Origin of the sequence: Marinifilum breve (assembly GCF_003202155.1) — a bacterium.
Lineage (GTDB): Bacteria > Bacteroidota > Bacteroidia > Bacteroidales > Marinifilaceae > Marinifilum > Marinifilum breve.
In genome coordinates this window covers 156,355-179,269 of sequence record NZ_QFLI01000010.1, presented here as the reverse complement: position 1 = coordinate 179,269, position 22,915 = coordinate 156,355, and the positions used below count along the sequence as shown (strand labels likewise).

The 22,915-nt window shown below is 35.7% G+C and carries 21 protein-coding genes; 15 read left to right on the top strand and 6 right to left on the bottom strand.

The window, feature by feature from the left end; all coding sequences use genetic code 11:
* The first annotated feature begins 34 nt into the window (after window positions 1-34).
* From DF185_RS19070 to DF185_RS19040, 7 genes are all read left to right on the top strand, one after another.
* Entirely contained in the window at window positions 35-835 is an 801-nt protein-coding gene (locus DF185_RS19070; protein WP_110362614.1) for a carbon-nitrogen hydrolase family protein, read from the top strand.
* A gap of 51 nt (window positions 836-886) precedes the next feature.
* A complete protein-coding gene (locus DF185_RS19065) occupies window positions 887-2,119 on the top strand; it encodes a carcinine hydrolase/isopenicillin-N N-acyltransferase family protein (protein WP_110362612.1) in 1,233 nt (410 codons plus the stop codon).
* Between the two features lie 169 nt (window positions 2,120-2,288).
* Window positions 2,289-4,898, top strand: coding sequence for a YfhO family protein (locus DF185_RS19060; protein ID WP_110362610.1), 2,610 nt, complete (start codon window positions 2,289-2,291; stop codon window positions 4,896-4,898).
* Window positions 4,891-6,117, top strand: a complete 1,227-nt coding sequence (locus DF185_RS19055; protein ID WP_110362608.1) for a CDP-glycerol glycerophosphotransferase family protein — start codon at window positions 4,891-4,893, stop codon at window positions 6,115-6,117. Before DF185_RS19060 ends, DF185_RS19055 begins: the two co-directional genes overlap by 8 nt.
* Window positions 6,118-7,347 carry a CDP-glycerol glycerophosphotransferase family protein gene (locus tag DF185_RS19050; RefSeq protein WP_110362606.1) on the top strand — a complete coding sequence of 410 codons (1,230 nt, stop codon included), beginning with the start codon at window positions 6,118-6,120 and terminating at the stop codon, window positions 7,345-7,347. It begins immediately after the preceding gene.
* 36 nt (window positions 7,348-7,383) lie between these two features.
* Window positions 7,384-7,773, top strand: coding sequence for an FAD synthase family protein (locus DF185_RS19045; RefSeq protein WP_110362692.1), 390 nt, complete (start codon window positions 7,384-7,386; stop codon window positions 7,771-7,773).
* Window positions 7,774-7,852: 79 nt separating this feature from the next.
* Window positions 7,853-8,734 (top strand): lysophospholipid acyltransferase family protein, encoded by an 882-nt coding sequence (locus DF185_RS19040; RefSeq protein WP_110362604.1) that lies wholly within the window; start codon window positions 7,853-7,855, stop codon window positions 8,732-8,734.
* Here the strand turns inward: DF185_RS19040 and DF185_RS19035 are convergent.
* Complete coding sequence (locus tag DF185_RS19035; protein ID WP_165836077.1) at window positions 8,731-10,203, bottom strand: oligosaccharide flippase family protein; 1,473 nt, start codon at window positions 10,201-10,203, stop codon at window positions 8,731-8,733. The genes DF185_RS19040 and DF185_RS19035 overlap by 4 nt on opposite strands.
* A gap of 191 nt (window positions 10,204-10,394) precedes the next feature.
* Between DF185_RS19035 and DF185_RS19030 the strand changes: the two genes are divergently transcribed.
* The 6 genes from DF185_RS19030 to DF185_RS19005 all read left to right on the top strand — a co-directional run bounded on the left by DF185_RS19030 (window position 10,395) and on the right by DF185_RS19005 (window position 14,671).
* Window positions 10,395-11,267: a cell division protein FtsX gene (locus DF185_RS19030; RefSeq protein ID WP_110362600.1), complete on the top strand. Its 873-nt coding sequence runs from the start codon at window positions 10,395-10,397 to the stop codon at window positions 11,265-11,267.
* Window positions 11,268-11,368: 101 nt separating this feature from the next.
* Window positions 11,369-11,614, top strand: coding sequence for a DUF3098 domain-containing protein (locus DF185_RS19025; RefSeq protein ID WP_110362598.1), 246 nt, complete (start codon window positions 11,369-11,371; stop codon window positions 11,612-11,614).
* A 55-nt stretch (window positions 11,615-11,669) separates the two neighbouring features.
* Entirely contained in the window at window positions 11,670-12,458 is a 789-nt protein-coding gene (locus tag DF185_RS19020; RefSeq protein ID WP_110362596.1) for an undecaprenyl-diphosphate phosphatase, read from the top strand.
* Window positions 12,459-12,483: 25 nt separating this feature from the next.
* Window positions 12,484-13,188: a tRNA pseudouridine(55) synthase TruB gene (truB, locus tag DF185_RS19015; RefSeq protein ID WP_110362594.1), complete on the top strand. Its 705-nt coding sequence runs from the start codon at window positions 12,484-12,486 to the stop codon at window positions 13,186-13,188.
* 81 nt (window positions 13,189-13,269) lie between these two features.
* Window positions 13,270-14,319 (top strand): tRNA preQ1(34) S-adenosylmethionine ribosyltransferase-isomerase QueA, encoded by a 1,050-nt coding sequence (gene queA, locus DF185_RS19010; protein ID WP_110362592.1) that lies wholly within the window; start codon window positions 13,270-13,272, stop codon window positions 14,317-14,319.
* Between the two features lie 127 nt (window positions 14,320-14,446).
* Window positions 14,447-14,671: a TM2 domain-containing protein gene (locus DF185_RS19005; protein ID WP_110362590.1), complete on the top strand. Its 225-nt coding sequence runs from the start codon at window positions 14,447-14,449 to the stop codon at window positions 14,669-14,671.
* 43 nt (window positions 14,672-14,714) lie between these two features.
* On the opposite strand, the gene DF185_RS19000 is transcribed toward DF185_RS19005, so the two are convergent.
* Window positions 14,715-15,146: a globin domain-containing protein gene (locus DF185_RS19000; RefSeq protein WP_110362588.1), complete on the bottom strand. Its 432-nt coding sequence runs from the start codon at window positions 15,144-15,146 to the stop codon at window positions 14,715-14,717.
* A gap of 347 nt (window positions 15,147-15,493) precedes the next feature.
* Between DF185_RS19000 and DF185_RS18995 the strand changes: the two genes are divergently transcribed.
* The gene (locus DF185_RS18995) at window positions 15,494-16,189 is read left to right on the top strand and encodes a TapB family protein (RefSeq protein ID WP_133250089.1); all 696 of its coding nucleotides are present in this window, start codon (window positions 15,494-15,496) and stop codon (window positions 16,187-16,189) included.
* Window positions 16,190-16,255: 66 nt separating this feature from the next.
* Here the strand turns inward: DF185_RS18995 and DF185_RS18990 are convergent, their stop codons facing one another.
* Entirely contained in the window at window positions 16,256-17,200 is a 945-nt protein-coding gene (locus DF185_RS18990) for an NAD(P)-dependent oxidoreductase (protein ID WP_110362584.1), read from the bottom strand.
* Between the two features lie 261 nt (window positions 17,201-17,461).
* Here DF185_RS18990 and DF185_RS18985 point away from each other — a divergent pair, with 261 nt between their 5' ends.
* Window positions 17,462-18,685 (top strand): hypothetical protein, encoded by a 1,224-nt coding sequence (locus DF185_RS18985; RefSeq protein WP_110362582.1) that lies wholly within the window; start codon window positions 17,462-17,464, stop codon window positions 18,683-18,685.
* A 375-nt stretch (window positions 18,686-19,060) separates the two neighbouring features.
* Here the strand turns inward: DF185_RS18985 and DF185_RS18980 are convergent, their stop codons facing one another.
* The 3 genes from DF185_RS18980 to DF185_RS18970 form a co-directional block, all read right to left on the bottom strand.
* Complete coding sequence (locus DF185_RS18980; protein ID WP_110362580.1) at window positions 19,061-19,669, bottom strand: phosphoadenosine phosphosulfate reductase domain-containing protein; 609 nt, start codon at window positions 19,667-19,669, stop codon at window positions 19,061-19,063.
* A 166-nt stretch (window positions 19,670-19,835) separates the two neighbouring features.
* Window positions 19,836-21,650: an ATP-binding protein gene (locus tag DF185_RS18975; RefSeq protein WP_133250088.1), complete on the bottom strand. Its 1,815-nt coding sequence runs from the start codon at window positions 21,648-21,650 to the stop codon at window positions 19,836-19,838.
* 82 nt (window positions 21,651-21,732) lie between these two features.
* A complete protein-coding gene (locus tag DF185_RS18970) occupies window positions 21,733-22,914 on the bottom strand; it encodes a winged helix-turn-helix domain-containing protein (protein ID WP_110362576.1) in 1,182 nt (393 codons plus the stop codon).
* Between the last annotated feature and the right edge of the window lies 1 nt (window position 22,915).

The following is a 22,915-nucleotide window of genomic DNA, read 5'->3' as shown; positions in this document are numbered from 1 at the left end:
TATATTTAAGCTTAGTATTTTAAACCCTATAATTATGCCTAAGCTTAAGTTCTCTGCCATACAGGTCAAAAACAAAGATGCCAATTCTATTAGCGATAGAGATGAGAATCTTCAGCATGCCAAGGAAATAATTGATAAGCTAGAATCGGTTGATTTAATTGTTCTGCCAGAGCTTTTCACAAGCGGTTATTCCCGGAAAACATTCGATCAACTAAACGAATTAGCAGAAGATGCAAATGGCAAGAGTTTTCAGTTCTTTTCGGATATCGCTCAAAAGAAAAACTGTTACCTCTGTTATGGATTTCCTCAGAAAAAAGAAGATGGTTTCTACATCTCTCAAGCCCTTGTCAATCCTAAAGGTGAACTGGAATGCATTTACAGCAAGCAACACATGGCTCAATTCGGAAACTCTATGGAAAAGGAGTATTTCCAACAAGGTGGGAACACCATCAGTTTCGAGATCAATGGCGTAAAAATTGGCATTATTATCTGTTACGACATGAGATTTCCTGAACTACCAAGAACATTAGCCTTAGATCATAAAATTGATTTTCTGATACATCCAGTAGCTTTTTACAAGGATAACAGTTTCCCAAGTTGGCATCATTTTGTAATTACCCGGGCATTAGAAAACCAAATTTACATGTTAAGTCTGAACCGAGCCGGAGAAGAATATGGCAATTCTATTTTCTGTACTCCTTGGATTGATTACAACACCTCTCCTACTATTCTTAAAGAAAAGGAAGAAGTATTGTTTGGTGAAGTAGATTCAGATGTTATTGGTACTATTCGTGAAGAATATCAATTTAGAAAGGACAGAAAAAAGAATTATTGATTAATTTAGAGGCTTCTTAAAGGATAACACAACTAAACCACTAACTAACAAATGAAAAATTTATTGAGCCTACTGCTACTTGTTGTAGTAAGCGTATGGCAGGCTGGAGCCTGTACCACTGCAGTGATATCAGGTAAATACACAAAAGATGGTCGTCCAATCATTTGGAAACTGCGCGACACAGAAAGTTTTGAAAACAAAATGATGTATTTCACCGATGGTAAATATCCATACATCGGAATGATCAATTCCAACGACGAAAAAGGGGAAAACGTCTGGGGTGGATCGAACGCTATGGGTTTTGCAATCATGAACTCTGCATCCTTTAATGTAAATATGCAGGATACAACTTCTTTGAAAGATCAGGAAGGACGCTTTATGAAATTGGCCTTGCAACAGTGTGCAAACCTTGAAGAGTTTGAGCAATTATTGAAAGATACACCTAAACCAATGGGATTGGCGGCTCACTTTGGTGTGCTAGATGCTGATGGCAATATAGCTTTCTATGAGGTAAATAATCATACTTTTACAAAGTTTGATGCTAACGATCCTGCACAAGCACCAAATGGATATATTTTGAGAACCAACTATTCCTTTACTGGTAAAAAAGATATTGGTTACGGATTTATTCGTTTCCAAACAGCTCAGGATATTTTCTACCAAGCCGATGCTTGTGGCGATATGAATGCAAAAACTGTAATTCAGGACTTTTCAAGATGCTTAAAGCACCCTGTCTTGAAAAGAGACTTCAGAAAAGAGTTTGAAACAGTTCCATATGGTGAAAACTTTGTGAATTCAGGAGATTTAATTACTCGTCACGGCTCATCATCTATGATCATGATTGAAGGTGTGAAAGAAGGTGAAGACAAAGACTTGGCTACCATCTGGACTCAAGTTGGTTTTCCAAATACATCAATTGCATTACCAGTATGGGTAAAAGGTGGTAAAAATTTGCCTAAAGTATTATTGGCTGATGGAAAAGAGAACTGCCCTTTAAATGCTATGGCTATGGAATTGAAAAACCGCTGTTACCCAATTTCTCGCTCAGCTGGATACAAATACTTAAAAGTATCAGAATTGATTAATGCTGAGAAGACTGGTATCATTCAAAAACTTGAAAAAGCAGAAGAAGAACTTTTCAATAACACAGAGAAGCATCTAAAGAAATGGCGTTCGTCTAAAGCGAATAAAAAAGAGATTGAAGAATTTTATCAATGGTTGGATGATTACACTTACAAAAACTACAATGGCATGCTTGATACCCAAAAGTACCAGAGTTTGTAATGAAATAAACAATCGAAAAACATTAAGTGAAGCACAGGGCAATATTGTTCTGTGCTTTTTGTATTTTAGAGCCTGAATTTAAAATTATCAATTATCAATGATGAATTATGAATTGATTCACTCATAATTCATCCCCGATAACTATCGGGATCCTAATTCATAATTCAATATGAGTTTTAAGTCGATATTTAAGTCCGCATTGCCTCACCTGGTATCCATCCTGGTATTTCTAATTGTAGCATTCATGTATTTCCAGCCAGCTTTGGAGGGAAAACAGTACAAAAAGGGTGACTCAATTCACGCTTGGGGTGCTAAAAAAGAAATTATTGATTTTCGCGAAAAGACTGGCGAAGATGCCTTGTGGACCAACTCAATGTTTGGAGGAATGCCATCTTATCAAATTAATGTTGATTACCAGGCAAAAGACATGTATACTTTCAAAAAAATGATGGAGCTTTATACTCCCGATCCTGTAAAGTATATCATTCTGTACATGCTTGGTTTTTATATCCTTCTCATTAGTTTACGAGTAAATCCATGGCTCTCTATTGCAGGTTCCATTGCATATGCATTTTCAACTTATTTCATCATTATTATTGGTGCAGGTCACTTGTGGAAGGTAAATGCATTGGCTTTCATCCCTCCCGCCCTTGGTGGAATTTTAATGGTTCTAAGAGGACGATATCTTTGGGGTGGAATTATTGCCGCATTCTTCCTGATCATGGAATTGTATTCCAATCACATACAAATGACTTATTACTTCATGTTAACGGTTATTTGTATTCTAATCTATGAATTCTACCACCAGTTTAAAGAAAAGAATCTGAAACATTTCTTTAAAGCCATAGGAGTGCTTGCCATAGCTTCGATTATTGCTTTGGGGGTTAACTTCACGAACTTATATAGCTCATACGAATACAGTAAATCCACAATTCGAGGTAAATCGGAATTAAGCTTGGGGAACAAGGACAACCAAACCACTGGAGTTGATAAAGATTACGGAACCATGTGGAGTTACGGAATACAGGAAACTTTAAGCCTACTGATTCCTAATGCCAAAGGTGGTGGAGGATCTCCACAAGAAGGTATGCAAGTTTTGAACTATGTGAATGGTGGACAGGTTAAATCTGTTGCCGATTATTACAATATGGAGCAGGTAAAAAACCACCATTATTGGGGCAATCAGTTATTTACCGTTGGTCCTGTTTATGTGGGAGCATTTATATTGTTTCTGTTCTTCTTAGGTTTATTTATTGTGGCTGGTCGCCTAAAATGGGGATTATTAACTGCAACTATTTTGGCAATCATGCTATCCTGGGGACATAACTTCGCAGTCCTTACAAACCTGTTCTTCGACTACGTACCACTTTATAACAAGTTTAGAGCGGTATCATCCATCTTGATTATCGTTGAACTGTGTATTCCGCTAATGGCCATTTTAGCACTTAAAAAGTTAATAGATGAACCAGAAGTACTGAAGAAAAAAGTGAAATTTGCTTCTTTGAATCTAAATGTATTGGTTCTGCCATTTGCATTAACAGGAGGTGTTGCCATTCTCCTTTACCTAATTCCAACCTTTGGTTTGGATTTCTTAAGTGATGTTGAGCAAAACTATTTTACCCAAATAAGTGCTTCCAATCCGAATGCAGTATCATTCATCGCTCAAATTCAGAACGATTTGGTTAATGCCCGTATTGACATGTTCAAAGCTGATGCTTTAAGAAGCTTCCTGTTCATTTTTGTTGGTGCAGCTTTAGTTTGGGCCTATTCTAAAGATTACCTGAAGGCAAAATTCTTTATCCCAGCGGTAATTATTTTGATTTTAGTTGATTTGTATCCGGTAAACAAACGCTTTACAACTAATGATGCATTTGTAGAAAAGAAAGAATTGAATCTGGCATACATGCCTAATATGGCAGATTTTCAAATTCTGCAGAACGAATTAAAAAACAATCCTGAATTAAAGACAATTGCCGATCAGGCAGTAAAAGACTACACCAGAAAGAACAGAAAAGCCAGCGATTACGAAAAAGTAGCAGCACAACTTTGGGCTGTTACCTACAATACCAATTATAGGGTGTTCGAACAAATCGGTGGTCCTTTCCAGAATGCACGTCCATCCTACTTCCACAAATCCATTGGAGGTTATCATGGGGCAAAATTGCGTCGTGTTCAGGAATTGTACGAATATCATATCGACAAAGGCAACATGAAAGCTTTGGATATGTTGAATGCGAAATACATTATTAGCCAAGGAGAAAAGGGAGCTCAGGTAAGCATTAATCCTAATGCACTTGGTAACGCATGGTTTGTGGATTCATATAAATTGGTTAAAGATGCTAACGAAGAAATCATGCTTTTAAATGGCTTTGATCCGGCTAAAGAAGCAATTGTTGATCAGCGTTTCGAAGATCAGCTGAATGGTTTCAGTATTGTTGCGGATTCAACTGCCAATATTCGAATGACAAAATATTCGCCAAATCAGATTAGCTACGAATATCAAGCAAAAACAGAACAACTGGCCGTTTTCTCAGAGATATATTATCAGCCAGGTTGGAATGCATATATCGATGGAAAACCAGCAAAACACTTTAGAGCAAACTATGTGCTTCGTGCTATGAAATTGCCAGCAGGAAATCACAAAGTAAAGTTTAAATTCGAGCCGAAAGGATACTACATAGGAGAGAAAATATCTCTTACAAGTATGATTCTGTTCTTCGTTCTTGCATTGGGCGCAATTGCTTTTGCCATCAAAAACTACAAAAAGGAAAATGCATAGCGGATACAATAAGACACAAGAATTTGTAAACTTTATGCAGAAAATTGTTTTTCTGCATATCGTGCTGTTTTTTCTACGTTGGTTCTATTTCTTTTTGGAGAAGTTAGTGCCTAAAAACAAAAGAATTGCACTATTCTTTTTGACGGAAAAGAACTATTTCGACAATTCGAAATACCTGTTCGAATACATGAGGGTAAAGAACGATTTCAACAGCATTTTGTTTACGCCTCACAAAGCATTGTACAAGCAGTTACAAGAAAAATTCCCGGGCGAAGTAGTTTACGCCTGGTCTTTTAAAGGTTTTCTATTGTTTTTACGAAGCAAGCATGTTATTATTTCCTATGGAATTAGCGCTGCTGCTTTTGCTCCATATTACCTGCATGCAAAGTGTAAAAACATCATCTACCTGGGGCATGGAACGCCAATGAAAAAAATGGGTTTGCAAACGCCTGTATGGAGAAAATATGGCAAGCAGAAACAACTTCAAGGCTATTCCTATATGGTGGGAAGTTCGCCCTTAGAGCAAATTATACATGCTGCCGGATTTAATATGGACATGAATGATGTCTGGGTAACGGGTTTGCCGCGAAACGATTACTTGACTGACCCGGAAAATTTAAATACCGATTTGCTTCTTAAAAATCCATTTCTGGATCGAAAAATTATTCTTTATGCACCAACCTGGCGCGAGGAAGGACACAAAACCCACTTTTTCCCTTTTGAGGATTTTGATGCAGATAAACTTTCCAAGTTCCTGGAAGAAGAAGATGCATACATTCTGGTTCGTGGGCATAAAGAAGATATCAAACGCAAATCGGTTGAAAAAAAGCACGATTTCTTTTCCATTGAGAGAGTCATAAAAGCCGATCAAGACAGGTTTGCTGATGTATATGACTTGCTTCCTTACGTGGATATTCTGGTTACGGATTATTCTTCGCTTTGGATCGATTATCTGTTGCTTGATCGACCAGTTGTTTTTCTTCCCTACGATTTGGAAGAATACAGCCAATACAAAGGATTTTTCATCAACTTTGATGAGAATAGTCCAGGTGCAAAATCGGAAAGCCAGAAAGAGTTTATCACACACTTGAAACGATATTTCGATCAGCCAACAACACACGCCAAATGGCGCAAAAAAATTCGCGATATGTACCACACTTACCAGGATAATGGCAGTTGCGAAAGAGTTTACAACGAAATTCGAAAATTGAATCAATAAATGAACCTAAATAAACATTCCAAGCCTGTTATATTTTTCACCACTCTTTTGGGGTGGATTTTTCTTGTTCCTATAAGTTATCTGATTCCCAAAAAGAAAAACCTGATGGTTTTAATGGGTGCCAAAGATGGATTCTTTAACGACAATGTAAAATTCTTCTTCCTCTATTTGGCCGAGGAAAAACCCGATCAGGAATTCTATTTGCTAACTGCAAACAGGGATGTTTTCAACGAACTAAATCAGAAATACGACAATATTCTTTACTATCCTTCTTGCAAAGCTTATTGGATCATGCTGAGAAGTAAAGTGTTTGTGGTTGATAATTTTTCGTGGATGGACAATTGTCGTTTTCAGTTGTTTTGGAGAGCAAAAATTGTTCAAATATGGCATGGCATAGGCTTCAAGAAAATTCAACGCAGCAATAAGTTTTTCATTCAGGAAACCAGCTCATTGTATCGCCGATTCATTCTTAATTTTGTGGGTAAATTGCCAAAATATCAAGCGCTTATTTCAACTGGCAAATTCTTTACCGAAAAGTTCTTTAAACCAGCTTTTATAAGCGATCATTTTATTGATACAGGTTACCCTAGAAACGACATCATTGTAAATCCTAAGAAGTACGAGAATGCACTTTTAAATTCGGATGTAGAGACTATCCAAAAAGTAGCGGAAATGCGCAAAAATGGAATCAAATCGGTTCTGTATGCTCCAACTTTTCGCGATACAGGTGGCGATGGCATATCTGATGGGATTCTTGATTTAAAATCGCTAAATAAATTTGCCTTGCAGAACGATTTGGTATTTGTATTCAAGCTGCATCCTCTGCCACAATATCAAAGCATAAGCGATAATTTTGAACGAATTCTATGGTACGATAATGTAAAGGATGTATACCCTTTCCTTTCGGAAACCGATGCCATGATTAGCGATTATTCGTCCATTTACATGGATTTCATCTTGTTGAATCGACCAATTTTCTTCTTGCTTTACGATCGTGAAAAGTATGAAACCAAAGATCGTGAATTGCATACTTTCTTTAACGATTTTATTGTTGGACCAATATCTACTAACCAACAAAAACTTCAGAAAGATTTGATGGAAAATTTGAGCAATAAAGATAGCTTTGAAGGCAAGCGAGAAGAAATCATTCAAAAATCATACGATAACATTGATGATAAAGCTTCTGAGAGAATTTTTAATTTCATTCAAGAACATTATCTTCGCCAGTAAACAATGAACAGCCAACAAAAGACAAACAACAATCATATGAAACGCGTAATCACTTTTGGTACTTTTGATTTATTTCACATCGGACATTTAAGAATTTTAGAACGTGCCAGAGCACAGGGTGATTATCTAATTGTTGGAATCTCTACCGATGCTTTAAACTTCTCTAAAAAGCAAAAGAACCCTATCTACACCGAGAAAGATAGAATGAGAATCATTGAATCTTTAAAAGTGGTTGACGAGGTGTTCTACGAAGAATCGTTGGAGCTAAAAGGTGAATATATCAAGAAATACAATGCCGATGTTTTGGTTATGGGTAACGATTGGGAAGGAAGATTTGATGAATTCAAATCGCTTTGCGAAGTCATTTATCTAGAGCGCACTCCATCTATCTCAACCACCGAGATTATTGAAATCATCAAGGAATAATTTTTCCTTATTATCAAACTCAAATTTTATATTCCCGGAATGCTTCTATATTTGTGGGCGAACCACCAATATATTAAGCATGACACCACTATTGTATTACCTATTTCTAAAGCCAATATCTCTACTACCACTTCGTTTTTCATACCTGATATCAGATCTACTTTTTGTTTTAAACCATTATGTCATTCGATATCGAAAAAGTCTGATTTTGAACAATATTCGAAACTCATTTCCTGAAAAAAGTGATGAGGAACACAAAAGAATTGCCCGTGATTTTAATCGTTTCTTTTGTGATTTTATAGTAGAAAGTATCAGATGCTTTAGCATAGGTGCTGAAGAAGCTCAAAAACGATGTAGAATAAAAAATCTGGAAGTTATTGATGAATTGTATAGACAAAAGAAAAGTATTGTGCTTGCATTTGGGCATTACAACAACTGGGAAATGGTTGCGACTGCACTTGGCGGCTCGTTAAAACACAAAACCAGTGCAATTTACAAACCATTATCAAATAAATTTTTTGACAAGAAATTTAGAGAAACCAGAGGTAAATCAGGACTACAACTGATTCCTAAGCAAGAAACAAAAAGCTTTTTAGAAGATAAAAAAGACAAAACATATTTAGTAGGATTTGGTAGTGATCAATGTCCCAAGCGCAACAAAACAAACTTATTCTGGACTAAATTCCTAAATCAGGATACCGCTGTAATGTTTGGTACAGAAAAATATGCTGTTGATTTTGATTATGCCGTTGTCTTTTTAAATATTGAGAGAGTTAAGCGCGGATATTACGATGTAGAATTAAAGATCATCGAAGAAAACCCACAACAGGCTAAATATGGAAGCATCACAAAGCAACACACCAAACTGCTCGAAGATCAAATCAAACAAAATCCCGAATACTGGCTATGGAGTCACAAAAGATGGAAGTTACAAAAGCTAGATCATGAAATTTGTCATTAACCAAGCTTCATAAACTTTTTCACAAACTGATTAAAATCTTTCGATATGCCAAATGCGAAGGATAAGATTAGATATACTCCTCCAACTATGGATGATCTGATAGCAATATCGAAAACAAACCAATTCATTTTTGGTAATAATGTTCCCGCATAATAAGCAGCTACAGCAACTAACATCACCATTAGATATCGGTAATTAAAGGGTTGGAATTTGTATTTCTTTAGTAAGAATAAATATTTGGATAGGTTAAAAAAGAAAGTTGCTGTTACGGATGCAATGGCTGCTCCTGTAATTCCCCAAATCGGAATCATGATAAGGTTAGTAAGGATTACCAAAAGACCATAAATAGTCATGAATACAGCTTGCATTTTATAGTATGGCGACGATTGAATGACCACTCCACTCACTCCAGATGCCATTTGAATCACATGCCCGATACCAATAAAAAAGATAACGTATTTCCCATCAATAAAACGATCCGTTACAATTTCAATTACATTATCAATATTGATCCATATACCTACAAATAAAAGACATCCTACCATAAATTGATGTAATCCACTTTGAGAGTATATCTGAGCAATTGTTTTTAAATCTTTCTTTTTCCATGCCTCGGCAATAACCGTACTTGCAATTTTTTTTAAACTTCGGGCAGGCATCGAAACCAATACTCCAAAATTTGCCATTGTAGCATAAATCCCATTAGCACCCAAGCCTACATAGCTCACAATCATCACCTTGTCAATATGATTTGCCAACTTATCGCTCAAGCCATTTAAGATACCATAAAGAGAAACACTTATCATGGATTTCTTAAGTGTTGGACGAACAAATTTCAAATCTGACTTAAATGAAATTTTGCCTCTAAACCAAAGCAGTAGAAAGAGCAATACTGTTGGCAAACAATAAGCAATTACATACAACAGAACAAAGTCTGAAAAATCCAATATGCTTACCGAAAACAAAAGAATTATCGTAAGATTTAGGATTTTAAATACGATATCTCTAAAAAAGGTTCCTGAAACAGCATCGTATAACACCCGATTGTAAGCATCAAATAAATTGAAGAAAATGGTGAAAAATACCAGTGGAATCAGATATACCAAATAATCTAAGTACAGTGGAGATTCGTCCTGATATGCATCAACGGCAAAAGGATGCAAAATGAAATAGCTGATTAAAGCCAGAGCAAAGCCTGCCATTCCTACCCAAAACAAAATAAACAAATACCCGTTATGATTCCGGTTTTCATTTCTGAAATAGGGAAACAAACGCGCAGTAACATTATTGAATCCCAAAGAAGAAAATTGAGCAACTATGGCAGCCATTGGTCCGATCCAATTGATCAATCCAATCTGATCGGCTTCTAAAAACCTAGGAAATAGTATTCCCGTATTTATAAATCCCAAAATCGCTCCGATATATGAAACGAAACTTCCCTTAATGGTTTGTTGTCGAATAATTCCCAATGTACAATTGTTTGTTTGGTAGTGATACAATTACAAATTTAACAAAAAAGGTTTAGCGAATGTGTAAATGCATGAAATTGTGAATGTGTCTTGACTAGACTTGCGGAAACTTTCTCCTTTTGTTTAAAAATTGTATTTTCGCAAGTGACCAATTAATGATTGATCCTAATCGGTTTAAAACAAGCTAACATATGGCACAAAAAGAAAAAGGCTCAAAGCGCCGCTTGCGCTCCTCTTATATCACTTCTGTTATCAGTATTTCTCTGGTTCTTTTCATGTTAGGACTAACGGGTTTGCTAATTTTAAATGCGAATCAGCTTTCTAACTATGTGAAAGAGAATATTGGTGTCTCTATTATCCTAAAAGACAACGTAAAGGAAGTTGAGATAAGACGTCTACAAAAAAATCTGGATGCCACAGAATATGTCAAAGCAACCGAATTTGTCGACAAAGAAACTGCAGCAAAAGAGCTACAGGAAGAACTTGGTGAAGATTTTATTTCTTTTTTGGGTTACAATCCACTACAAGCTACAATCGATGTAAAACTATATGCTGAGTATGCCAATCCTGATAGCATTGCTGTTATCGAAAAAGATTTTACCAGGTACTCGCAAGTGCAAGAGGTTTACTATCAAAAATCATTGGTTCATTTGGTAAACGATAATGTAAAACGAATTAGTTTAATCCTTCTGGGCTTTAGTGCCATTTTATTTATTATTTCGTTTACACTGATCAACAACACCATACGATTATCAATCTATTCTCAGCGTTTAATTATAAACACCATGCAATTGGTTGGCGCCACACGAGGGTTTATTCGTAAACCATTTATAGGCAAAGGACTTCTTCATGGATTTTTAGGCGCATTAATTGCAAACGCAATGCTTTCTGGTGTTATTTATTTATCGCAAAAAGAACTAAGACAAGTAATAACTTTTAACAATATCGAGCTAGTAGGAGTATTATTTTTACTGATTATTCTAACAGGTTTATTCATCACCTGGATTTCAACTTTGTTTGCAGTAAATAAATATTTACGATTAGAATCAAGATCATTGTACTAAAGATTAGGAGTTAACAAAACTTAAGACATTTTAAATGCTGATTCAGTAAATTTTATTGTAAATTTGGCGTTGATTTCCGAACACGGATAAATTTTGAAAACATGAACAAACAAGATAACAAACCTGGTTTCGCTCTTGGCAAAGAGAACTACAAACTTCTTCTGATTGGTTTTGTAATTATCATTATTGGATTTTTGCTTATGATGGGTGGAGGGTCTGATGATCCTAATGTATTTGATGAAAGCATTTTCAGTTTCAGAAGAATTACGCTTGCTCCTTTGGTGGTATTGTTCGGATTTGCTTTCGAAATTTATGCCATTATGAAGAAACCAAAAGAAGACAAATAGCGTAATACCTATCTGATTCCGAATTTAATATCGGAAAAACATACTACTTAATTTTATGAATTGGATTGAAGCCTTAATCCTTGGATTACTCCAGGGACTTACTGAATTTTTGCCTGTTAGTAGCAGTGGGCACTTAGAGTTGGGAAAAGCTCTTCTAGGTGTTGATGCTGAAAATAATCTTGCTTTTACTGTAATTGTTCATGGAGCAACAGTACTTAGTACCATCATTGTTTTCAGAAAAGATATTCTTTCACTGTTTAAGGATATTTTTCATTTCCAATGGAACGAATCTACCCAATATCTTTTTAAAATTGCCATATCTATGATTCCAATCGGAATTGTTGGGGTTTTCTTTAAAGATGAAGTATCAGCACTTTTCGATAACAATGGCATTTTGCTTTTGGTAGGTTGTATGTTGTTGGTAACAGCAACTTTACTGGGTTTTACCTACTATGCAAAGCAAAAAGACAAAGAAATATCCTTTAAGGATGCCTTAATCATTGGATTGGCACAAACATTTGCCATTCTTCCTGGTATTTCGCGTTCTGGAGCAACCATTGCAACCGGATTACTGCTTGGCAACAGAAAAGCAGATATTGCAAAATTCTCTTTCCTAATGGTTTTGGTTCCGATTATTGGAGAAAATATTCTTTGTTTGGCTAGTGGTGAATTTACCTCACATGGCAACATTGAAGTTACACCTTTAATTGTTGGTTTCTTTGCAGCTTTTATCTCTGGATTACTGGCTTGCAGCTGGATGATTAAGCTGGTTAAGAAAGGAAAACTAATCTATTTTGCCATTTATTGCCTGATTATCGGAGTAATTGCTATTTTTGCAGCCTAATTGTAAAAATGGCAAATCACTTCTAATGATTCGATTCGAAACCGATAATGACTTTCAACAAGGGGCTTTTATTCTGCTGAATAAGCCATACAAATGGACTTCGTTTGATTTGGTGAACAAGGTAAAGTTCAAAGTCAAACACAAGCTTCGTGTGAAAAAAATTAAGGTTGGTCATGCAGGGACATTGGATCCTTTGGCTACCGGATTGATGATTGTATGCGTTGGAAAATACACCAAAAAAATTGATACTTATCAATCGCAGGTGAAAGAATACACTGCCACTTTGCAATTGGGAGCAACCACTCCTTCCTTCGATTTGGAGACAGAAATCGATCAGGAATATCCAACAGAACACATTACTCGTGAACTAATTGATGAAACATTAAAAGGTTTTATTGGAAGCATAGAGCAACGACCACCAGATTATTCGGCAGTTAAGGTAAACGGTAAACGTGCCTATGAATATGCTCGAAAAGGTCAGGAAGTTGAAATTAAGAAGAAAACTTTGGTGATCGATGAAATCGAAGTTCTCGAATTTGCAGAAAATGTTCTTAAGATTAGAGTGGTTTGTAGCAAAGGAACCTATATCAGAGCTTTAGCACGTGACATTGGTCAGGCTTTAAATAGCGGTGCTCACTTAACAGCTCTGCAACGTACTCAGATCGGCGATTTCAAAATCGACGATGCAATTGAAATTGAAGATTTTATAAAATTCTTAGAAAATTTATAACTATCTTGCAACTTTTTCGTAAAAGGGAATGCTTCGCGTTTTCCAATAACAAAAAATATATTTTAAAAGTCATTCAGCCTTATGAAGTTATCTAAGTTTAAGTATAAATTACCTACAGAACTTATTGCTTTACATCCAGCCTATAACAGAGATGAATCTCGTTTAATGGTACTTCACAAAGATACAGGTGAAATTGAGCACAAAATCTTTAAAGATTTGATCGAATATTTCGACGATGAAGATGTAATGGTGTTCAACAATACCAAAGTATTTCCTGCTCGTTTGTATGGTAACAAAGAGAAGACAGGTGCAGAAATTGAAGTATTCTTATTACGCGAATTAAATCGCGAACAAAGACTATGGGATGTTTTGGTTGATCCGGCTCGTAAAATCAGAATTGGTAATAAATTGTACTTTGGAGATGACGATTTGTTGGTTGCTGAAGTAATTGACAATACTACATCAAGAGGTAGAACACTTCGTTTCTTGTACGATGGACCATATGATGAATTCAAGAAAACACTTTTCGGATTAGGAGAAACTCCACTTCCAAAATTCATCGATCGTTCAGTAGAACCAGAAGATGCAGAACGTTACCAAACTATTTTTGCAAAACATGAAGGTGCAGTTGCAGCTCCAACAGCTGGTATGCATTTTAGCCGTGAGCTAATGAAGCGTTTGGAAATTAAAGGTATCGATTTTGCAGAGGTAACTCTACATGTTGGTTTGGGTAATTTCCGTACTGTTGACGTAGAGGATTTGACCAAACACAAAATGGATTCTGAACAAATCTTTATTGAAGATGAAGCTGTAGAGAAAGTAAACTCGGCTAAGAAGAAGAAGAAAAATGTTTGTGCAGTTGGTACAACAGTAATGAGAACTCTTGAAAGTTCGGTATCAACTATGGGAACTTTGAAACCATATGAAGGATGGACCAATAAGTTTATTTTCCCTCCATATGAATTCCATGTGCCAAACAGAATGATTACCAATTTCCACTTGCCACTTTCTACTTTAATGATGATGGTTTGTGCATTTGGAGGTTACGACAATGTAATGGCTGCTTACGAAGAGGCAATTAAAGAAAAATACAGATTTGGAACTTATGGTGATGCAATGTTGATCATCTAAGACAATCTATAAAATACTTTGCAAAGCTGGTGATTCATTAATCATCAGCTTTTTTTATGTAGTCTTAACATGAGTAGTGATAATTTTTACTATTTTACACATCCGTTTAACAAATTAAAATTTAACTATGGAAGTTGTTGTAGAAAGAAGCGACAAGAATTTTGTTGCGATGATACTATTGTGTCTATTCCTAGGAAATCTAGGAGTTCACCGTTTTTATGCAGGTAAAATTGGAACTGGAGTATTAATGTTATTAACATTAGGTGGATTAGGAATCTGGACTCTAATTGATTTAATCATCATTGCAGTTGGAAGCTTTAAAGATAAAGAAGGACGCTATATTAAAAACTAGATAGTAAAACTAAAAAAGAGATCTGTGTAACAGATCTCTTTTTTTATTCTTCGTTATTTATCATCCAGGTTGAAAATACATTCAGATAGTTCCAATAAGACATTAAAAGCTCATCTGAAAGACCAAGCTCTGGTAACAATTTCTGATAACATTCAAGCCAGATTTTTCTTCCTTCGGCCGTAATTTTAAATGGTTTGTGACGACGCACCAACATTGGCTCACCCCTATTCTGATTGAAATATTGTGGTCCTCCTAAAATTTGAATAAAAAAATCAGATGAGCGTAACTTGGCTGCTTCAAACTCTTTATCATCGGGAGGAAACATAGCTCCTATTTCACTTTCTCGCAAAAGACTGTAATGATCATCTACTAACTTTCTAATTCCTTCTTCACCCAGAATCGTTAATATTTCTCTATTTGGTCTGGTAACTTGAGGGCGTTCACCAAATTGATATTCTTTTATTTCCAGTTTCATCTGATTAAACTTTTATTTTTGGCCATATGGTCCCGAAAGCTTTCGGGATCTCGATGAATTTAAACATTCTTGTTTGCAATTTAGAATGCTAAAATTCATGTTCGTTTCATATTAATACTTGATTTAAACTTAAAAGTATCAAAGATTTTCTAAATCGCTACTGCTTTATTAAAAAAAAGACCCATCACTCTTAAATTTCAAAAATCTTCATAAAATTTATTTTTCTCACACATCATTATTTGATAAATTAGATAATCATTTAAAAGTTCCCACAAACTCTTATGGTTGCCACTTGGCGACTTGTACCATTTCACTTTAAACCCGGCTTTTTGCCACAATTAATTATCATGAAAAAGATATTTTATCTGATTCTTATTCTATTCTTGAACTCTAACCTTGTACTTAGCCAGGAATGCAACATTTACATTCCCAACACCGTAGGAACCGAGTTGCATTATGAAATGACTAATCAGAAAGGAAAAGTACTAGGCTCGTATACCCAAAAGCTACTATCGATTAAAAATAAAGGTGGTGAAACCATTTACTCCATGTTGCAAACCACGATGGATAAAAGTTCAAAAGACAAAGTTATTCTGTCGGACACCATTACATTCCGCTGTAAAGGCAATGAATTTTACATTGATATGGATCAGTACCTAAACCAAAAACAAATGGAGGCTTTCCAGAATATGGAGGTTAAAATTACCACGGATGATTTGATGTATCCCCCAAATTTAAAGCCTGGACAATCACTAAAAGATGGTTCAATTACCATTTCGATTGAAGGTGGAGTAATGAACATGAATATGACCACCAATATCGTGAATCGAAAAGTTGAAGCTTTAGAAAATATAGATACACCGGCAGGTAATTTTAAGTGTTACAAACTTTCTGAGGAGGTTCAAAGTAAGACTGGCTTTGTAAATGTTACCATCCGCAATGTAATGTGGATTTCGAAAGATATTGGTACCATTCGAAGTGAATCCTACAACAAAAAAGGAAAGTTAACCGGAATTACACAGTTGGTGAAGATTGTAAAGTAAAAAGTTCTGAGTATAAAGGAGAAAGTATTACTACATCTTACTTCCTCCTTTATACTTTATACTTAATTAGTTCATTATATTTCTTGGTTTACCCTGAAGCCAAAGCTTAATGTTTTCCATTACAATATCGATTCGTTTTTCGAACGATTCGTTAGTAGCATAAGCAATATGCGGAAGCATAATCAGGTTTGGTGCAGTAAACAAGATGTGTTCTTTGTCCAATGGTGGCTCTTTTTCGTAAACATCAACAGCTGCACCTGCAATTTCGTGTTCATCAAGGGCCCAGCACAATGCATCACTATCTACAACAGGTCCGCGAGCTGTATTAATTAGAATTGCTTCAGGTTTCATTAGTTTGAATTCATCCTTTCCCATTAAGCCTTTTGTTTCCGATGTTAATGGCACGTGCAATGAAACAATGTCCGACTCCTTCAATAAAGTTTCTTTATCGACGAATTTAACGCCTTCTACGCTCTTTTCGCTTCGACTATAGGCAAGAACATTACAATTAAAAACCTTGGCTATTTCGGCCACTCTAAGGCCTATTTCGCCAGCTCCGATAATACCTAATGTTTTTCCATTTAGCTCAGTTCCTAAAAATCCTCCACGATCACCTCCAAAACGAGTCATTGCATCTCCACCAACTATCTTGCGGTATACCGACAAAATCATGCCAATGGCAAGTTCGGCAACCGATTCATTAGAAAACCCGGCCGCATTGGAAACTAAAATGTTTCGCTCGTTGCAAGCTTGCATATCAATGTGGTCTACACCTGTAAATGCCACCGAAATCATGGAAAGATTTGGACAGGCATTAATAAAATTTTTAGTGATTGGAATATTGCTGACTACAATCGCATCGGCTCCTTCTGCTCGTTTGATGAGTTCTTGCTCGTCCTCATTTCGATCTCCAAAGAACACCAACTCGTGTCCCAACTCTTCAAATTCTTTTTTAAGTTGACCATATTTACAGGCGGTCATTCCTATTGGTTCAAGTATTGTGAATTTCATATTTTTACAATTATCAGTAAACAGTTAGTTGAGAACTGTTACTATTAATTATTATACATTTCAAGATTATTCAGACGTTTCACGATCATCAGACTGCTAAAGTAAAGATTTCATTTTTCAGAATCAATGAATTAGGGACTGATATCCTGCCATAGCTGTGTAAAAAAAGCATTCAGCAGGTAATTATTGGCTTTGAACGATTTAAATTTCATGCTTCGGATATTTTTCTGAATTTGTATCAGTAAATGAACAAATTACCAAATGATTGACCACACAAAAGCATACAACAAATTTCTAAATCAATTCATCAACAAATGGCTAAATTGCTCGGAAGAATTTCCTGTCAATAAGCCAAAGTTCTCTTTTATTGAGAAATACATCTGGGAGTTAAAATGCGAACGATTTCTCAGCTTTGTAAAATCGAACAGCGAAAAAGAAAATCTCGAAAATGAATTGCTTTTTAAAAAGTGTAAATCCTTCTTTAAAGAGGAGTTGTCATACTCCAATGATCAATTGCAATTGATTTTTTCTGATGATATGATTCATGCCACCAAGGATTTTATCCGAAAAGCCCTTCAGTTTGATTCGAACTTGGGTAACGAGGAACTTTTTCAGGCATTAAGAAACCAGTGGATTGTTTTTGGTCTTCAATCCTTGTTTGGATATCCTGTTCAAACCACTTCATCTACCCTGGCTTATAGCCTTCTTTATCCGTATACCGATAATTTCATTGATTCGCGAAGAATCTCTCATCAAGATAAGATTGAATTTTCGGAACGTTTTGAGATGCGATTAAAAGGCGAAGAAGTTATTGCAAAAAGTGAAGCTGAAGAAAAAATCTATCAATTGGTTGGAATGATAGAGGATGATTATTCTCGAATCAATTATCCAAAAGTGTATGAAAGTTTATTGGATATTCATCATGCCCAAACCAAAAGTATAGCACTAACGAGAAAAACGGTTTTAAGCGATATTGAATGCTTCGAGATTGCTGTGACTAAAGGTGCGGCATCGGTTATTGCGGATGGTTATTTAATTGCCGGGGAATTGAGCTATGATCAGCTTCATTTTCTATACGAATATGGCGCATATTTGCAGATATTAGACGATCTTCAAGATGCCAGAGATGATTTGTATGAAGGAGTTTTTACCTGTTTCTCTAAAAATCTGCATTCGCAATATCTCGATAGAATGCTGTGCAAAACGTATCATTTGGGAAAAGAGGTATTGGCCACCATTAAGAGTATATATCCAAGTGAAATTGCCTTCCAGGGATTGATTAAACGTAGTTTTGGATTGTTATTCGGTTCATCGGTTGTTACCAACCCTAAAGATTTTAGTCCCGAATTTATCCTTCAATGTGAACGTCACTCTCCTTTCCGATTTGCTTTTGCCGATAAACACAAAACTGAACTAAGTAATTTCTCGGTTCTTTTCGAAAAGAAGTTGGAAGAGTTTAAGAAAGAGGCTTTTTATGAGCTATAATGCTTGGGAATTAGTCTAATTTGATGGTAGGATTGATAAATCATGCTTCGGATTGACTTTTTAGTCGGTAGAATTGATGTTTTGAGTGGTAGAATTGGTTCTGCAAGCTCAAATTCGACAAATCTTGCGGTAGAATTGACAAATCAATTGGTAAGATCGATGATTTAGCCCTTCGGATGGTCTCAACGAGCGTAGATTCGTTTCCGCTAATGGTTTTATGCCTCCGCATTCGGTTTTATGCCCCCGCAGCCGGTTTTATACACCCGCAAGAGGTTTTATGGCTACTCAAACGAAAAAAACGCCTTCATCCACACAGGGACGAAAGCGTCTTTTTAATTCTTTGTAACAAACTTTAAGCAAGCCTACTGAAATACATTATCCGTGTAATCCACATTCGCGGTTACCAAGAACTTTTGTTGGATCGAAATATTTGGTTTCGATTCCTAAATTGTTCTCAGCAAGATATTTGTCCATATCCTCATCGCTCCAATCGTAAAACGGACTTACTTTTAACATACCGTCAGCTGATAAAGAAAGGATATCAATAGAATCGCGGAAAGCAGTTTGACCTTTTCTCAAGTTTGTGAACCAAACATCTGGTTTGTGCTCTTCCATTGCTCTGCGGAAAGGCTCCATTTTCACCTGCTCAGTAAATTCTTTGTGCTTAGGATCATTGATATCAGGAATACCCATAACCACATCGCGATGTGCTGCTGTTTGCTTAGGCACATACAATTTTACATTTAAGTCCAACTGCTTAATGGTTTCTTCGGCATGACGATAAGTATTAGAGGTATTGTATCCTGAATCACACCAAATTACCGGAATATCCTTCTTCACTTCGGCACAAGCGTGTAAAATTACAGCTTCGTATGGTCTGAAGTTGGTAGTTACCACTGCTTTTTTACCATATGCAATTGCCCATTCAATAATCTCTTTTGGAGTTTTACCTCTCAATTCCTCATTAAGTGCTTTAATATCCATTTTTATCTATATTAATCGTTTATTTTCTGATTTGTACCGACGAAATTATAAAAAAATCTGCTTCGAAATGAATTTATCCAAAAGATAAATCCATAATTCAATATGCATGAAAATAGCAAGGGTAGATATTAAAAGATTTTGGACAGGGAAGATACTTTTGGCTGGTCTATTTCGGGATTGTGAACGAAAATATGGATCCTTTGCCTAGCTCACTTGTGAGGCGGAAGTCGCCATTCAGCATTTGAACAAATGCTTTTGAAATGGATAACCCAAGTCCTGCCCCTTCATGCACTCTTGTTGCAGAAACATCGGCTTGCATAAAACGCTCAAATATTTGTTTTTGTTTTTCTTCCGGAACTCCAATGCCTGTATCTTTTACGTAAAACTCCATACACTCACAATTCTCAATACAACCAAACTCTATAAAACCTTTATTAGTATATTTAATTGCATTTTTAACCAGGTTTGAAATTATTGCATATAATTTTTCTTGATCTGTTTCAATAATTATTGGTGATCCATTCTTTGAATCTTTTAGGAAAAACTGCAATCCTTTTTCTCTTACTTCCGGTATGAAAAAAGAATGAATATGTTCCAATAGATCATTCACATTTGTTTTCTGAATTTTAAGCTCAACCAATCCCGCTTCGATCTTCGAAATATCCATAATATCATTGATGATATTAAGCATTCTTTTGCCACTGTCTCCTATAAGATCGATATATTCTTTCTGCTTATCTCCAGTTAAATCCGGATCTTTTAACAATCCTGCAAAACCAAGAATTCCATTCATTGGAGTTCTTATTTCGTGACTCATATTGGCTAAAAATGCAGATTTTAACCTATCACTTTCTTCTGCTTTTTCTTTGGCCTTAATAATTTCCAATTCTGCCAATTTTCTGTATGTAATATTGCTTGCAAAACAAGAAGCACCTACAACCTTACCTTTCTTTACAATCGGATTAAATGTAAATTGTACGTAGGTTAATTGCTCACCAATTGTGAATTCATCTTCAATGGTAAACTGTTCGTTTTTTAAAACTCTATAATAACGCAATTCCCAAGTTTTTCGAATGGGTTCAGGGATTAAATCAACAATACAATCCCCTGATTCAAGATGAATACCAAAAAGCTCGTAAAACCTATCTCTAAAAACCTGATTTAAGTACAAAATTTCATTTTGGGTATTGATAGCCCATATTCCATCTTTTGTCCCCTCAATAATTGCTGATATATTGGCATTAATTGCTTCTGTTGTCTTCTTCTCTTTCACCAATTCAATCGTACGCCCTTCAACTTTCTTTTCCAGATTTCTATTCAGATTCTTAATTAACACCTTTTCCTCATCTAATTTCAGATTCAGGAAGTAATTTTTTCTGGTCTGTAATTCCATATAATAGGCAGCAAACATTCCAATCAAATTAGCACTTACAAAAAAGAAATTGTTACTAATGATAACCGAATTCGAAGTTTCTATTACAAAATTTGCGATAACATTATAGGCTAACAAGATGAGCCATCCCGCACATGTGGCCCCAAAAAAGCGAAGTTTAACAAACAAATAACCAGAAAAGAAAATAAGAATTAATCCTGCATAGTATTCGTTGAATTCAGGTTCAAACTGAGTCATTGTAATGATCCCCATTCCACCAACCACATAGGCAATACCCAATAAAAATTGCCAAACTTTTCGAAATACTTTCAAAAAGCTTAGTAAGAAAATCAAGAAGATAAATGGGATAACCAAGTAAAAACGAAGCTTAATGAATGTTTCGGCATACTCAGGGAACATTAGAAAATCTAATAATCCGAAAAGACCGTATAGTATCATTACCAAAATCAGTGCTACACGAACTTGTACAATGGAATTCTTAAAGTATACTTTTCTAAAGTGTGATTCTATTTCGTTAGGAAAGGACAGAGTTATTCTATTGTAACTCATTTTCTCATTGATCATATTCTTAAGATCTATCCTACTCACGGGGCTAAATTTGAGAAATATTTTATTGATTCTTCAAATACAAGCTTTAAGTTAACAAAAAAATCATAATTACTTTATTTGCTTACATTGAAATTTTAAAACCCACAGGAGAAACTTTGTGAAAATGAATTTGTCCACAATTATTGAATTCCATAAATGATTCCAATTCCTTATTCAATGCCAAAGAAAATTTTTCGCCAGGTTTTAGCCTGGTTTCCAAAGCCAAGTGATTGATATGTAATATAGATGTCTTTCTGTCTGCCTTGCAATCCATTCTGGCAACCAATTTACCATCCCAAAGAATTGGCAAGGAAAAATATCCAAATTTACGTTTGACCTCGGGCACATAACATTCAATCTGATAGTCGTAATCGAATAAGGATTGTATACGCTTTCGCTGAATCAACAAGTTATCGAAGGGTGAAAGTATTTTAAGTTTGCTGCGCGACAAAGGTTTATTCAAGAGGTCAAGAGCATTTGGTAGAGCATAATAATTCGTCTCTCCTACTTTTATTTGCAGCAGTTCTCCACTGAAGTGCATTTCTTTCAGGTATCTTTCCACCAATGCTTTGGTATTTTTCAATAGGTAAGCCATTTCCGAAGCCAACCCTAATCCATTTGCCTCCAGATATCGAACAATCAGGAAACGAATGTACTCTTCTTCTGTTGGCATAGAAACATCAACATCTCTTGGAATTACCCTTTCGGTAAGATCGTAAACTTTATGAAAATTGTTTCTGCGGGGAATCATCAAATCGCCTTGCATAAACAGATTTTCCAAGGCCCTTTTGGCAGGCTTACTCGACCAATCTCTTCTTTTTTTGTCGGTATTCTCAAAATCTTTCGCCATCAAAGGACCTTCATCCTCAATTCGCTTCAAAATGGAATTCATTAATTTCTCATCTTTTTCGAACCAATGATTTTGTACTCCACTTGCTATTGCATGCTTACGTATCAAGCTAAAACGAAAATCGCGAATAGGCAGGTATGCAGCGGCATGTGACCAATATTCAAATACTTTTTTACCGGCAAGTAACTGGTCGAGATGTGAAGCTTGGTATTTTGGATTTCGAGCCCATAAAGTATGATGATGCGCTCGCTGAACCACCGAAATGGTATCAATTTGAATGTAGCCCAAATGCTCGATGGCCGAAAGACTGGCATCAATAGCTTTTCCCTTATGCTTTACCGGAGGGATTTGTTGAGATAACAAGACCAACTTTCTGGCTTGATCAAAAGAAAGAGTATCAGTAAATCGAGACATT